This is a genomic window from Sorangiineae bacterium MSr11367, assembly GCA_037157805.1.
In the GTDB taxonomy this organism is placed as follows: Bacteria; Myxococcota_A; Polyangia; order Polyangiales; family Polyangiaceae; genus Pendulispora; species Pendulispora rubella.
The window spans coordinates 3,721,963-3,735,633 of record CP089983.1 but is presented as its reverse complement, the minus strand read 5'-3'; the positions used below and the strand labels follow the sequence as shown (position 1 = coordinate 3,735,633).

General features: G+C 64.3%; 13 protein-coding genes. 4 read left to right on the top strand and 9 right to left on the bottom strand.

Annotated features, from left to right (window positions below):
- Positions 1-3: 3 nt before the first annotated feature.
- The 4 genes from LVJ94_14995 (at position 4) to LVJ94_14980 (ending at position 4,310) form a co-directional block, all read left to right on the top strand.
- On the top strand, positions 4-927 hold the full coding sequence (locus tag LVJ94_14995; GenBank protein ID WXB08541.1) for a metallophosphoesterase: 924 nt from the start codon (positions 4-6) through the stop codon (positions 925-927).
- 93 nt (positions 928-1,020) lie between these two features.
- Complete coding sequence (locus LVJ94_14990) at positions 1,021-2,337, top strand: hypothetical protein (protein ID WXB08540.1); 1,317 nt, start codon at positions 1,021-1,023, stop codon at positions 2,335-2,337.
- Positions 2,334-3,794, top strand: coding sequence for a hypothetical protein (locus tag LVJ94_14985; GenBank protein WXB08539.1), 1,461 nt, complete (start codon positions 2,334-2,336; stop codon positions 3,792-3,794). The genes LVJ94_14990 and LVJ94_14985 overlap by 4 nt, the downstream gene beginning before the upstream one ends.
- A 111-nt stretch (positions 3,795-3,905) precedes the next feature.
- Positions 3,906-4,310, top strand: a complete 405-nt coding sequence (locus LVJ94_14980; protein ID WXB08538.1) for a VOC family protein — start codon at positions 3,906-3,908, stop codon at positions 4,308-4,310.
- Positions 4,311-4,312: 2 nt separating this feature from the next.
- Here LVJ94_14980 and LVJ94_14975 read toward each other — a convergent pair whose 3' ends face one another.
- From LVJ94_14975 to LVJ94_14935, 9 genes are all read right to left on the bottom strand, one after another.
- On the bottom strand, positions 4,313-5,002 hold the full coding sequence (locus tag LVJ94_14975; protein WXB08537.1) for a GntR family transcriptional regulator: 690 nt from the start codon (positions 5,000-5,002) through the stop codon (positions 4,313-4,315).
- Between the two features lie 3 nt (positions 5,003-5,005).
- Entirely contained in the window at positions 5,006-5,914 is a 909-nt protein-coding gene (locus tag LVJ94_14970; GenBank protein WXB08536.1) for a VOC family protein, read from the bottom strand.
- Positions 5,911-6,798, bottom strand: a complete 888-nt coding sequence (locus LVJ94_14965) for a fumarylacetoacetate hydrolase family protein (GenBank protein WXB08535.1) — start codon at positions 6,796-6,798, stop codon at positions 5,911-5,913. The genes LVJ94_14970 and LVJ94_14965 overlap by 4 nt, the downstream gene beginning before the upstream one ends.
- Positions 6,799-6,923: 125 nt before the next feature.
- A complete protein-coding gene (locus LVJ94_14960) occupies positions 6,924-7,136 on the bottom strand; it encodes a cold shock domain-containing protein (GenBank protein ID WXB08534.1) in 213 nt (70 codons plus the stop codon).
- Between the two features lie 175 nt (positions 7,137-7,311).
- Complete coding sequence (locus LVJ94_14955) at positions 7,312-8,508, bottom strand: tetratricopeptide repeat protein (protein ID WXB08533.1); 1,197 nt, start codon at positions 8,506-8,508, stop codon at positions 7,312-7,314.
- Positions 8,495-8,944, bottom strand: a complete 450-nt coding sequence (locus tag LVJ94_14950; protein ID WXB08532.1) for a hypothetical protein — start codon at positions 8,942-8,944, stop codon at positions 8,495-8,497. Before LVJ94_14950 ends, LVJ94_14955 begins: the two co-directional genes overlap by 14 nt.
- Before the next feature lie 57 nt (positions 8,945-9,001).
- Entirely contained in the window at positions 9,002-10,564 is a 1,563-nt protein-coding gene (locus LVJ94_14945; GenBank protein WXB08531.1) for a SpoVR family protein, read from the bottom strand.
- Between the two features lie 21 nt (positions 10,565-10,585).
- On the bottom strand, positions 10,586-11,701 hold the full coding sequence (locus tag LVJ94_14940) for a DUF444 family protein (protein WXB08530.1): 1,116 nt from the start codon (positions 11,699-11,701) through the stop codon (positions 10,586-10,588).
- A 141-nt stretch (positions 11,702-11,842) separates the two neighbouring features.
- A complete protein-coding gene (locus LVJ94_14935; GenBank protein ID WXB08529.1) occupies positions 11,843-13,591 on the bottom strand; it encodes a S8 family peptidase in 1,749 nt (582 codons plus the stop codon).
- Between the last annotated feature and the right edge of the window lie 80 nt (positions 13,592-13,671).

The following is a 13,671-nucleotide window of genomic DNA, read 5'->3' as shown; positions in this document are numbered from 1 at the left end:
GCCATGCGAATTGCCCATTTTTCGGATTTGCACATCTTGTCGCTCTCCGGCATTTCGCCGCATCGCTTCTTGAACAAGCGGCTTTCCGGCTACGCGAACCTCCGGCTCAAGCGCGGGCACATCCACCGCCCGAACTACGTTCGCGCCATCGCCCGCGAGATCGCGCGCACGTCGATCGATCACGTGGCCGTCACGGGCGACATCACGAACTTGGCGCTCGAGCCCGAGTTCGAGGCGGCGCGCGCGCTGTTGCAAGAGGCGCTGGGCCTGGACCCGAAGAACGTGAGCGTCGTCCCGGGCAATCACGATTTGTACACGCGCGGAGCGCTGCGCACGCGCCGGTTCATGCGCTACTTCGGGCCCTTCGTCGAAAGCGATCTCCCCGAGCTCGCGGTGGACATCGGCCTGGGGCGCTTTCCCTTCGTGCGCCTGCGCGGGCCGCTCGCCATCATTGGCCTCTCCAGCGCGGTGCCGCGCCTGCCCTTCGTGGCCGCCGGGCGCCTGGGCAGCGCGCAGCTCGATGCGTTCGCGCGCATCCTCGCGCACCCGCAGGTCAAAGACCGCACGCCCGTGGTGCTGCTCCACCACCCGGTGCAGAACCCACCGTCGCGGCTCAAGACCTTGATGGAAGGCCTCGAGGACGCCGACGACCTCACGGCCCACGTCCAAGGCTTCGCGCACGGCCTCATTCTGCACGGTCACTTGCACCGTAGGCTGCAACGCCCGCTCACCACACGCGCCGGCAAGCTCCACGTCGTCGGCGCCACCAGCGCCTCCCTGCACCACGAAGCGCACGAGCGCATGGCCAGCTTCAACGTCTACCAATTCGACGACAAAGGCATGCTGGGCGAGGTGGAGTCCCACATCCTCGAGCCCGAGAGCGAAACCTTCCGCATCGCGGAAGTCCCACACGCTGCGTGGGCGTAGCACGCCGGCCGGTCGGAACTGAAACAATTCGTTTTTCGTGCGGGCGCGCCTAAGAAGCGCCCCCTCGTTGTCGAATAGTTCTCGAAACGAGATATGGCACGAGCAGCACTATTCCTATTTCTCGCCATTTCCACTGCAGCTTGCGGCGGAGCCAACGACAACGATGAAGCCAGCGCGACCTCGGAATCCGCCCTTCATCGAAAATACGAGGTAGGGCCTGGTCGCCCTTACGCCTCTCTGGAGCCGGTCATCCCGCTTCTCGAGCCCGGTGACGTCGTCGACGTTCACCCCGGCAGCGAACCGTACGCGGGCGGAATCATCTTCTCGAAGCCGGGCACCAAATATCGCCCCATTCGCATTCGCGGCATTCGCAACGAACAGGGCGTGAGGCCCGTTCTTTTCGGCGGGCGCGACACCCTCACCTTCGCCGCGAACCACTACGTCTTCGAAGGCTTCGACGTGGCCGGGGGAAGCTCACGCAACGTCTTCCACCATGCCGACGACATCACCATCCGTGACACCGTCATCCGCGATTGCGGCGGGCATGGCCTCCTGGGCGCCGACGAAGGCTCCGGCTCCCTCACCCTCGAGCGCGTCGAGGTGTACGCCTGCGGCAACGGAACCCGCCGCCACCCCGTGTACATGGCCACGGACGAAACGGCATATCCCGGTTCCGTATTTCGAATGCAGCATTGCTACTTGCATGATCAACTCGGCGGAAATGCCATCAAGAGCCGCGCCGAGCGAAACGAGATTCGCTACAATTGGGTCGAAGGCGGCGCGTACCGCGAAATCGAATTGATCGGCCCGGACCTGGAGAAGCCCCCGCCCGTTCGTGAAGATTCGGACGTCGTTGGCAACGTCTTCGTCAAAACGCAAGGTACGTACGTGGCCCGCGTGGGCAGCGACGGGGAATGGTCCGAAACGGCCGGGCGCTACCGCTTCGTGAACAACACCTTCGTCCTCGCGGCGGACTTGCCGTTTGCCGCCATTCAGGTCTTCGAAACGGTCGATTCCATCGAGCTGCACAACAACGTCTTTTATCGGTTGGGCGGTGGCCCCGTGGCCATCTTCGATACGACCGAGGCGAAATGGGTCGATGGCGAGGTCCTCGCCGGCTCGTACAATTGGGTCCCCACGGGCACGGAGATCCCTGCCCTGTTCGAACGGACCCTCGTTGGCGACGACCCCGGGTTTCTCGACCCGAGCTCGCACGATTTTCGACCGAGTCCCGAGAGCCCGCTCGTCGATGCAGGCTCGCTCCCCACGTGGAGCCCGTTCGGGCATGCCTTTCCGGACCCCATGTTCGGACCTCGCTCGAGCCCACCGCTGCATGCAGCAAGCAGCTCACGCCCCCGCATTCCCTGGCCGTGGATCACCCTCGGCGCCTACGAGAAGGAAACACATTGAAGCACCTGCAACACCTTTCGAAAACGTTCATCCTTGCGTTCGCGCTCGCGCCGGCCGCCTGCGCCGGCACGGGCCATACGGACCCCACGACCGAACGGCACGACGAGTCCCTCACGGTGGACGGTGCACTGGATCAGGCCGTGGACGATGCCTTCGCCTTTGCGCTGACACGTCTTCGTGACACCGTCGCCTTCGTCAAGCAAACGCACCCCGACGATGCGGTGACGTATTACCCGACGAACACGTTCACGTCGGGCGCCGAACTCGGGCAGTGGAACTTCCGCCCGCGCAACTCCCCCGTTGTCTCGAGCCGCGTGGAAGATTGGCGAAGTGGCTATTTTCCCGGGACGCTCTGGGTCGCGTACCGTGAGACTGGGGAGGATGACATCGCCGGTTTTGCGCGCGATTGGACGGCCGGCATTCAAAAGATGGTGGGGAACCCCATCGATCACGACATCGGCCAGCGCTTCCTCTACGGCTTCGGGCGCGCGCTCGATTCGACGGGCGATGCGGAAGATCCGGACGGCAGCTACCGCGCCCACGCCCGCGAGATGCTGGTCGCCGGAGCCGCCACGCTCGATCGCCGCTTCAACCAGGGCGGCATCCCCGCAGGCGCACTGCGCGCGTTGGACGATTACCCGGAGGGCCCCTACCCCGTCTACATCGACTCCATGATGAACGTGCCGCTGCTCTTCCAGGCCGCCACGTGGGCCGAGCCCGAGCAAGCGAAGACGTGGCGCGCCCATGCCCTCGAGCACTCGCTCACGGTCCTCGAGAACAACCTGCGCGCGAACGGCAGCACGTACCATATCAGCCGTTACAACGACGGAACCTCGGGCACGCCCGCCGATGGGAAGCTGTTCGACAAGATCACAGATCAGGGATACGGCGCCGAAACCACCTGGTCGCGCGGGCAAGCCTGGGCCATCCACGGATTTGCCACGGTCCACCGGCTCACGTGCCGCACCAACCCGGCGGCCGCGGAGCGGTTTCTCGAGGCGGCCGAAAAGGCGGCGGACTATTTCATCGCGCACCTTCCCGCGAACGATACGGCGGATCCCTACAACCATCGCGAGGGCGATTTCGTGCCGCCGTCCGACTTCGACGCCTCGCGCGGCGAGCCCGACGGACCCTACAGCGCCCACAAGCCGGCCACCAACGTGTTCACGGAGCGCGACGCGTCGGCGGCCGCCGTGGCGGCATCGGGCCTCCTCGATCTGAGCAGGCTGTCGCACGAGCGAAAAGCCCGCAAGCGCTATCGCGTGGCCGCAGAGAACATCTTGCGCTCACTTCTGACCTTCCGCGGACCCGACGGAAAGCTTCTCTACCTGGCCAAGGACTCTCCCCACCGCGGGCTTCTGGCCAACGGCTCCGTGGCCTGGGGCTCGGCGACGAACTCGCTCATCTACGGCGACTACTTCTTCCTCGAAGCCATGGGCCGCTACCGGAAGCGGTAAACACCGTCGTTTCCGTCCCTTGGGAGAACCTGAAAGAAAATGATCCTCGTTGTCGAAGTGGCCCGGCACCGTTCGACGTAGAGGTGAAGTCAGGAAAGGGATCTGCAAGTCATGGCCACCAAGATTTTCGTCAACCTCCCCGTCAAAGATCTGAAGCGCTCCGTCGATTTCTTTACGAAGCTCGGATACTCCTTCAATCCGCAGTTCACCGACGAGAATGCCACCTGCATGCTCATCGGCGAGAACATCTTCGCCATGCTGCTCGTCGAGAAGTTCTTCCAGACCTTCATCGACAAGGCCATCGCGGATGGGAAAAAGGGCAGCGAGGTCCTCGTGAGCCTTTCGCACGACTCGCGCGAAAGCGTGAATGCCATCGTCGAGAAGGCGCTGGCTGCGGGCGGGCGTCGCTACAAGGAGCCCGATGACAAGGGCTTCATGTACGGGTGGGGCTTCGAGGATCCCGACGGGCACATCTGGGAGCACTTCTGGATGGATCCCGGCGCCATCCCGCAGTGAGCTTACGTCTCGGCCTCGAGCGTCGGATACGCCTCGAGGACGAGGTCCGTCGTGCGCGCGACATGCTCGACCATGAGCGCGCACGTTCGCTCGACGTCGCGTGAGAGGGCGGCCCGCGCCAGGGCTGCGTGCTCGGCCACGACGTCGCGCACGTCTGGGCGCTTGTACTCCACGGTGAGGCGCCGGTACCGCTCGCTCTGATCGTACAAAACGGCGCGGAAGCGATGGAGCCACGTCGAGGTGCACGCGTCCACGAGCGCCTCGTGAAGCGCGCGGTGCGCGCTCTCCCACGCCGGGGAGAGCGCCTCGGGCTCTCCGGGCACCAGGATCGGCGTGCGTTCCAGTTTGTGCAGCGCCCCCGTCACCCGCGCCTCCCAATCGAGATCGCCTTGGGCCAGGCTATCGCGCAGGGCAAGGGCCTCGATTTGCTGACGGGTCCGCGTCAAATCGAGAAGATCTTTCCGTGAGACAGGCGCCACCCGGAAGCCTCGTTGGTCTTCGATGACCACCAGGCCTTCGGCGGCGAGACGGCCGCATGCTTCGCGAAGGGGACTCCTTCCCACGTCGTAGCGTGCGGCCAGATGCTCGAGGCGCAGCTTTTCCCCGGGCCGAAGCGCGCCGGCCAAAATGTCCGCGCGCACGCGGTCGACCAAGGTCGTCGCCAAGGTCGGCTCGGAGAAAGAGGCGACCATGGCTTACGCTTCCGAATTGACGAGGAAGTAATCGGGCAGCTCGGGCCCCCAGGAACTCAGCGAGTTCTCTGGTGCCACCTTCCTGGGCTCCCACGGTGTATTGGCGGGGATGTAGTCCATGTCGCAAAAGTACTCGACGAAGCTTCCCCACGGATCGCGCACGTAGTGAAAAAAGTTGGACCCGGCGTAGTGCCGCCCAACGCCCCACCCTTCCTTGTAGCCGTGGCCCGCCATGCGGTTCGCACCGATGCCCACGGCATCCACGGTGGGCACCTCGAAGCTCGCGTGATGAAACGCCGCCGGCCCGGGCGATTGCACGAAGGCGATCACGTGATGATCGCTGCCGTGCGGGTGGTGCAAAAAGGAGACGATGCCCTCGGTCGCATCGGAGAGACGCATGCCGAGGGCGCGCATGTAGAAGCTCGCCGTGCGTCCCGCGTCCGTCGTGAGGAGCATCACGTGGCCGAGGCGCCGCGGTCGCACCTCGAGATCGCGCCCGGGTGCGGCGTTGGGTCCCGCGTGGACGATGAGCTCCTCGGTGGTGCGTCCCTTCGGCGAGCGGTTCTCGTCCGCAACGATGTGGAAGGCGCGTCCGTCGGGATCGACGAACCAGCGTCCGGGCCCGCCGTCGTACGCCGGGATCTCGCGCGCGCCCGCCTCGATGGCCTGGGTCGCGAGCTGGTCCAGGTCACCGTCGAAGGCGCCGAAGCTCAAATGGTGCAGCTGTTTGCGCGGGCCGAGGTGCATACGCGCCACCTCGCGCCCGTGCGCTGCGGTTCGAATCGACAAGCCGCCGCCCTCGAACGGGGCCACGTCGAGCCCGAAACATCGATAAAATCGTTCTGCCTGCGCGAGATCCGGGACGGAGAGGCCGAACCGGCGTAGCGAGTGGATGGCAGCTTGGGTGGTCATGACTTCGCGAGCTCCGATTCGTCCACGACGCGGTTGTGCAACGTGCCCACCCGCTCCACCTCGACCTCGAACACGTCGCCGGGCGACAGGAAGACGGGTGGCTTGCGCACGAAGCCAACGCCGCCGGGCGTGCCCATGGCGATGGCATCGCCGACCTCGAGGGTCAACGCTTCCGAGAGAAGCGCAATGGTGTGGGCGACGCCGAAGATCATGTCCGCGGTGTTCGCCTCCTGCATCACCTTGGCATTGAGCAGGCCGCGGATGCGAAGACCATGCGCGCCCTCGGGCAACTCGTCGGGGGTCACCAACTCGGGCCCCAGCGAACCCGTGCGGTCGAAGTTTTTGCCGATGGTCCATTGCGGCGTACGCATTTGGTAATCGCGAATGGATCCGTCGTTCATCAAGCTGTAGCCCGCGACGTGCTCGAGCGCGCGCTCGCGCGGGATGTTGCGCCCGGCGCGGCCGATGAACACGACCAGCTCGGCCTCGTAATCGAAGTGGCTCGAGAGGGTCGGGCGAACGATGGGCTGCTCGTGCCCGACGAAGCTGGTCGCAAAGCGGGCGAAGAGGACCGGGTACTTCGGCGGGTCGTACGGACTCTCGTTGGCATGGTCGACGTAGTTGAGACCGAGGCAGAGCACCTTGCTGCCGGCACTCAGCAGCGGGCGGTACGTCACGTCCTTGACGCTGATCCGCGAGCGCTCCGGTGCATCGCGCACGATGCGCTCGATCGCCTCGCGTTCGCTCTTCGGCGCGCGAAGATATGCACCGAGCTCGCGCGGCGCACTCTCCAGCAGGGAACTCACGTCGACGAACGCATCACCCGTTGGAGTGCGCACGCCGAGAAAGGGCCGTCCATTCGTCAGCAGAGAAGCTATCCTCACGGTCCACCTCATTTTGTCGGCAAAATTGCCTAGTGACGACATGTATAGGACGGTCGCGCCAAAAGAAAAGGCCGAGTCGCCATGCGAGCTCGGCCTTAGAAAGGATTTTTGCCTACAAAACGGAGTTAGGACAACCCCGGCGGCTTCACCACGTTGAGCGCCTGCGGGCCCCTCGGGCTCTCACGAACCTCGAACTCGACGATCTCGTTCTCGAGAAGGATGCGCCGACCATCCCCTGCAATCTGGGAGTAGTGGACGAACACATCGGGTCCGTCGATTTGCTTGATGAAGCCCCAGCCCTTCTCGTCGTTGAACCACTTCACCTTGCCGAGCGCCATGATCCATCCCTCCCTCTCCGTCTCCTCTCCTGCTCCGAGAAGAGGGTGACGTTCTCTCAACTCCCGTCACTACTGACGATGCACGGTAAGAGGGGGGCGAGGCGCACGTCAAGGCACGTTCGCGCGAAGATTCTTCAGTCAAACGCAACCGAAAGACGTTTCGGCTCACATCGAACTAACGCTTACCTTTTTCCTTCTTTTCCAATGCATCGAGCTCTTCGAGATTCGCTTTCACGCGCGGATCCGTTGCGTCGATGGCACGCGCTTTTTCCAGTGCTGCGCGCGCTTCCGTGCGTGTCCTGGGATCCTTCGCCAGCGCGGTTGCCAGGTTGATCCACGCACTTGCAAGCTTATCGTCCAACTGGATGGCCTGGCGATACTCGGCAATTGCCTCGGCCAGTTGCCCTTGTTGTTGGTACGCGTAGCCGAGGTTCGTGTGGAACGTGGCGCGTTTTGGATCGAGGGCAATGGCTCTCTTCAGCTCGGCCACGCCACGGGCGAAATCGTTCTCGAAAAGAAGCGCCGACCCCAGGTCCGAGTGCGCGCGCGCATCACCATCCGCGAGCTTTACCTGCGCCTCGTATTGCGCAATGGCCTCTTTCACGCGGCCGGCCATCAAGAGAACCGTGCCGTAATTGCCGCGGCGAGGAGCGCTTCCCGGGTCGAGCTCCACCGCGCGTGCAAGCTCTGGCAGCGATTCACTCTGATGTCCCGTGGCCAGCAGCGCGACACCCAAGGCCGCGTGGGACTCGGGTTCGTTGGGCAACAGAACGACGCCGCGCCGCAGGGATTCCAGCGAGGCGGGGGCATCGCCCATCATCAAGAGCGCGCGTCCGAGCTCCACCTGCGCGACACCGAGCGACGGTTCGAGCCGCGCCGCCGCCCGCAGCTCTTTCACCGCGGCGGCGAGCTCTTTGTTTCCCTTGCCCGCTCCGAAGTCCATGGGCACGTTCGCGCGCGCGATGCGCAGGCGCGCCATGCCAACTTGGGGCGCGGCCCGCTTGGGTGCGGCCGCTCGCGCAGCCTCGTATTGCTTCGCCGCGGCCGCCACGTCGCCGCGTTCGAAGGCCGCATCGCCTTCGAGCAGCATGCGGCTCACCGGGTCGTCGCTGTTCGCCGCGGCCAGCGGAATCGTGGTCGCGCGGGCGGGCGGATACGCCGCAGCAGGCGGCTCGGCGGGGGTGCTGGCGCCATTGCCCGCGCCGCCATTGCCCTCGGTCATCACCTCCGGCGCGCGCGCCTCACGCGGCGGTTCGACGGGCGCCGGCACGGGCGCGGGGGACTCGGCGGGCTTCGGCTCACCACCGCATGCGGTCGCCAACGCCAACGCCACCGCGACCCCCCACGAGAAACTGCACCTATTCCGATTCATTCTCGCCCGGATCGTTCGCGGCCCGCACGGCATGCCGTTTGACCACTGCATAGGCATGCGCCATGACATCGCGCGCGGCCTCGAGGGCGCGCTCGTTCGAGCGTGCGGTTCGCAAGGCCACCACGTGTCCGCCTGGGAGCGGCGTCTCGAGCAGCACCAAGCATGCCGCGCGCACCGCCTCCGGCACCCCCGCATCGCGCGACAGGGCCATCAGATGGTCCAAATAGGTGCGCCCCCAGCTCGCGTTCGGCTCGAGGATGAGGGCGGCATTCAAGGCCATGCCGGCCGCGCGCTTGGCGCCGGCCAACCCTGCACGGCTGTTGTGCATCTTGAAAGCCGCCTCCGCAGAACGCACCTCGTGCAGAGACGCCGCAATCCACTGGTCCGGCGAGAACTTGTACAGCCAATGCGCAGGGTCGCGGACGAAGGTGCCCACGTGCGAAGTTATAGAGCAACCCTCGGTCGGATAGAACACGCGTAGCGAGCCCCTTGATTACTCCCGCCGCAAATGGCGGGTCGTGTGCTCGCGGCCGTCGTAGCGCATCATCACCGGCTTGGCCTCGACCTGGGTGGTCAAGTTCACCGGCCGCTTCCAGATGCGCACCAAGCTCCGCAACACCTCGCGCGCCCAGTCCGCGCGAAGATCGAGGCCCTGATGATCGTGGCGCAGGAGCAACTCGCCGCGGTTCTCGAAGTTGGCGTCGTCCACGTAGATGAACGGATTGCCCGCGTTGGTGAGCTGGAACAAGAGCTTCTCTTTGACCGCCTTGAACTCGCGCGTCTCGATCTCGTACCGCTCGTTGCGGTTGGACCACGAGAACGAGAACATCTTGGCGTCGCGCACGAAGTCCGGTGTGAGAAACTCGTCGATGAAGGTGACGTCGTTGTAGAGCGCACGCACTTCGAAGATCTTCTTCTTGCCCAGCCCCAGGCGAAGGTTCCAATTCTTCTTCGCAGCGAGGTCGTCGCACTCTTCCCACTCTTTGCCGAACTGACCGCGGTTCCAGCGCTCTTCGATGTTGCGGAATAGCTCGATGCCCAATTTGTACGGATTGAGCTGGCCCTTGCTGGTGGCCAGAACGCCCGCCGCATGGTCCGCGTAATCGATGATCTCCGACGCATCGAGGATCTTCTCGGTCATCAACTTGGAGTGCCAATAGCTGGCCCACCCCTCGTTCATGATCTTCGTCTGCATCTGCGGCTGGAAGTAATACGCTTCCTCGCGCACCACCTCGAGCACGTCGTGCTCCCACCGATCGAGCGGGGCGTGGTCCAAGAGGAACTTCAAAATATCGCGCTCGGGCCGGGCGGGGAATTTCTTCTCCTTCTCCTTTTCGGCCTCGATCTTGATGCGCTGCTGCTCGAGGTACTCCTCGGGGTTGATGAACGACTCCATGTATTCCTTGGCGCGCAGCCGCGGAATTTCCGTCGCTTTGTCCTCCGCATCGGGATCGCGCGAAGGGCCCGAGCCCTTGAACGGCGCGTGCGGGTCAATCAAGTTCTCCAGCGAGAGGCAATGGTCGATGTACTCCTCGACCTTGTTGATGCCCTGCCGCGCCACGTGCCGCCGAATGCGCGAGCCGTGGTTGGCCATCTTGTCGATCCAGCGGCGGTTGGGATCGTACTCCTTGGGGCGGCTCACCGGATCGGTGGTTTTTCCGCCCGTGTCCAGATCCGTGGAGCGGAAGGCGTAGTTGTTCTTGAAGAAGTCGACGTGGCCGCAAACGTGGGCCATGACCAGCTTTTGGTCGACGAGCGAATTACCCTCCAGCAAATAGGCATACGAAGGGTTGTTGTTGATGACCATTTCGTAAATCTTGGAAAGGCCGTACTCGTAGCTTTTCGCCAGCCGCTCGTACTCCATTCCAAATCGCCAATGGGGAAAGCGATTGGGGAATCCCATGTACGCCGCGATTTCGTTCATCTGGTCGTACGTGAGGATTTCGAAAACGATGGGGAAGAAGTCGAGCCCCTGCGCCGCGGCGAGGCCTTGAATCTTCTCTTGTTCGACGCGCAGGTACTGAGGAAGGGCCGTCTTTAGGGCAAATTCGCTCATGAAGTTTCTCGTGCGCCTTTCTTAGGCTCCCTTGCCCAAAAATTCTTTGATACTGCCAACGATGGCGTCTTTGTCGCGAATCTCGCTGGTGATGACCCGCTCGTCCTTGGAAAAGTGGTCGCGCAGGTCTTTGATGAATTGCCCCGAGCCGTAGGGGCTTTCCACCTGGCCGTAGGCGAACATGTTCACCCGCGGCAGCACCTTCTGCTTGAGCAGTTCGACGCAGTGGAGCGTGTCGTCCATCGACCAATTGTCGCCGTCGGAGAAATGGAACGGGTAGATGTTCCACTCTTCCGGCGGGTAGTGGTCGTCGATGAGCTGTGCGCAAAGTTTGTAGGCGCTCGAGATCATCGTGCCGCCCGATTCGCGGGTGTGGAAGAAGGTCTCGCGATCGACCTCGCGCGCGACGGCGTCGTGGATGATGTAGCGGCTCTCCAAGCCTTTGTATTGGCGCTGGAGCCACGTATCGATCCAGAAGCTCTCGATGCGGACGATTTCCTTTTGCTCGTCACCCATCGAGCCGGAGACGTCCATCATGTAAATGATGACCGCGTTGGCGACGGGTTCCGCCTCGGTTTTCCAGCTGCGGAAACGCTTGTCGTCCGGAATGGGCACGACGATGGGGCGCTCCGGCGAATAGGTGCCCATCGAGATCTGCCGTTTGAGCGCCTCGCGATACGTGCGCCGGAAGTGGCGCAGCGACTCGGGCCCCACGCGGCGGATGCCGGTGTAGCGCTCCTTCTCGTTGATGATCTTCGACTTGCCCTTGTCCCGGATGTCCGGGAGCTCGAGCTCCTCGCCCAGGATGGCCGCCAGCTCGTCGAGCGTGACGTCGACCTCGAGGACGTGTTCGCCGGCGCCTTCTCCCGCTTTGCGCCCGCCCTCGCCCTGCTCGTCCCCCTGGTCGCCGCCAACGGGATCGCCGGGGTTGCCGTCACCCTGCCCGGCGCCTCCCTGTTGCCGATCGCTGTAGCGAAAGCGCGGGATTTCGATCTGGGGGATGGGGATCGAGACGAGATCCTTTCCCTTTCGACCAATCAGCTCACCCTGCGAAATATACTTCCGTAGATTTTGCCGGATCCGCCCGCGCACGATGTTACGAAAGCGCGAATGATCCTGGTCGATTTTGAGCGACATGTATGAGTAGAGCTTTTCACATGGGACGCGTTGGATCAAACCGAAGCGCCCGTAAACGTGCCCGTGCCCATGCCCGTTGCTTACCCGTGCCCCGGCTTCTCTCGGGGAAAACGGGCACGGGCATGGGCACGTTTACGGAGCCTAGGCTGCTTTTTTATCCAATGTGATGCGGGCAACCCACACGCACACCAGCGCATTCAGGACGGTCCACACACGGAGGAGAATGCCCCCAAGGGGGAAGGCCACGTCGGCGAAGATGGCCACGGTGGTCAGCAGCGCGGCCGAGCCTACGGCAAAGCCGCCGATGGTGGGACGGAGGCGCTTGGCGCCAAAGAAAAACGCCGTGAGTGCCATGGTCGGCAAGGCCGAGGCCAGCGGAAGCCAGCGGTGCATGCTGGTGCCAAGGACGAGGTCCCACTCCCCGAGGGGGCGCATGGCCAGCTCGACCAACCAGCGCATCGGGCCCGCATGCGATGCGAGGCCGAGCAGCGGCGCGAACGGCAGCAGGCCGACGCCCGCGAGCAACGCGCCAAAGAGCACGCCCGGGCCCGAGGCGACGTCACCCCCGGCCTTCTTGATGCGGCGGGAGACGAAGAGGAAGACCGCGAACAAGGCCGCCAGACGGGCCGCCACGTGGGTCCAATAGGCATTCACGACGGACTTGCCGACATCGAGCACGCCCGCGCCGTAAAGCTGGGGTTCATCCTTGGGGGTCGCACCGCGCTCCAGGGCGTGGCGGACGGCGCCGGGCTCGGTCACGCCGAGGCCGACGAGCATGGCGGCCGAACCCGCAACGTGGGGCGAGGCCATGCTGGTGCCGTTGAACGTGCCGAAGATCTCGCACTTGTTTCGCCCGCCCTCGCAGATGGTCTGCTGGGTGACGGCCACGCCGGGTGCGCCGATAGCAACCTGCGGGCCGCGCGAGGAGAACCAGGCGATCTTGTCGCTCTGATCGGTGGCGCTCACGGCGATGACGCCCGGGTACGCGGCAGGGTAGCCTACGGCTTTGCCGCTGTTGCCCGCGGCGGCGACGACGATGACGCCCTTGGAGATCGCGTGCTCGACGGCGTCTTTGAGGATGCCCACCGAGGAGGGGCCGCCCAAGCTCATGTTGATGACCTGCGCGCCGTGATCGGCCGCGTAACGGATGCCCTCGGCCACGTCGGCCAGGGTTCCCCAGCCGTAGCGGTTGAGGACTTTGACGGGCATGAGCCGCGCGCAATATGCGAGGCCGGCGACGCCCTTTTCGTTGTTCGTGGTCTGCGCGATGGTGCCGGCAACGTGGGTGCCGTGACCTTGGTCGTCGTAGGCCTCGGGTGTGTCGTTGACGAAGTTGTATCCGTCGCCGCAGCGGGTGCCGGCGAGGTCGGACCCGCGCGAGAAGGGGCCCTTGTCGTAGCAGGCGACGCCGGTGTCGATGACCGCCACCGTGACGCCCTCGCCACAGCCGTATTCCCAGGCTTTTTCGGCGCCGACACGTTTCAGATGCCACTGCTTTTCGGCGTAGAGCGGATCGTTCGGGACGAAGGTCGTGCGGTAGATGGCCATCGGCTCGACGTGCTCGACGCGGGGATCTCGCGCGAGCTGGTCGAGGAGGCGCGCCTCGTCGGCGGGAGAGACTTTGGCGATTTCCAGCTTTTCTGGGCCGCTGAAGATGCTGTTCGGGCGCAGGGCCAGGCCGTACTGGCGCGCGAGATCCGCGATGTCGGTCTCGGTGGCATCGTCACGAAGGTCGACGGCGATTTCGCCGGAGACGTCCTGCGTCGCCGGGTCGAGATCGGAACCGTTATTCACTTCGTAGCTTTCGGCGCGCGCCAAACCTGGCGTTGCCGCGATGAACAGGCCGCCCGAAAGGAGTGCCAGCGCCGGAATCTGCCAAGTCTTGGTCATGGAATCTCCCTACGTGCCAAGTGTGCGCCGGATCTGGGCCTCACGGTAGGGACCCTCACACTTTTTCATCTTTGGCTCAC

Coding starts and splice junctions, on each gene's coding strand:
- LVJ94_14940 (WXB08530.1), bottom strand. CDS start 11,701: ATGTCGCTCAAAATCGACCAGGATCATTCGCGCTTTCGTAACATCGTG.
- LVJ94_14975 (WXB08537.1), bottom strand. CDS start 5,002: ATGGTCGCCTCTTTCTCCGAGCCGACCTTGGCGACGACCTTGGTCGAC.
- LVJ94_14935 (WXB08529.1), bottom strand. CDS start 13,591: ATGACCAAGACTTGGCAGATTCCGGCGCTGGCACTCCTTTCGGGCGGC.
- LVJ94_14955 (WXB08533.1), bottom strand. CDS start 8,508: ATGAATCGGAATAGGTGCAGTTTCTCGTGGGGGGTCGCGGTGGCGTTG.
- LVJ94_14995 (WXB08541.1), top strand. CDS start 4: ATGCGAATTGCCCATTTTTCGGATTTGCACATCTTGTCGCTCTCCGGC.
- LVJ94_14960 (WXB08534.1), bottom strand. CDS start 7,136: ATGGCGCTCGGCAAGGTGAAGTGGTTCAACGACGAGAAGGGCTGGGGC.
- LVJ94_14970 (WXB08536.1), bottom strand. CDS start 5,914: ATGACCACCCAAGCTGCCATCCACTCGCTACGCCGGTTCGGCCTCTCC.
- LVJ94_14990 (WXB08540.1), top strand. CDS start 1,021: ATGGCACGAGCAGCACTATTCCTATTTCTCGCCATTTCCACTGCAGCT.
- LVJ94_14980 (WXB08538.1), top strand. CDS start 3,906: ATGGCCACCAAGATTTTCGTCAACCTCCCCGTCAAAGATCTGAAGCGC.
- LVJ94_14945 (WXB08531.1), bottom strand. CDS start 10,564: ATGAGCGAATTTGCCCTAAAGACGGCCCTTCCTCAGTACCTGCGCGTC.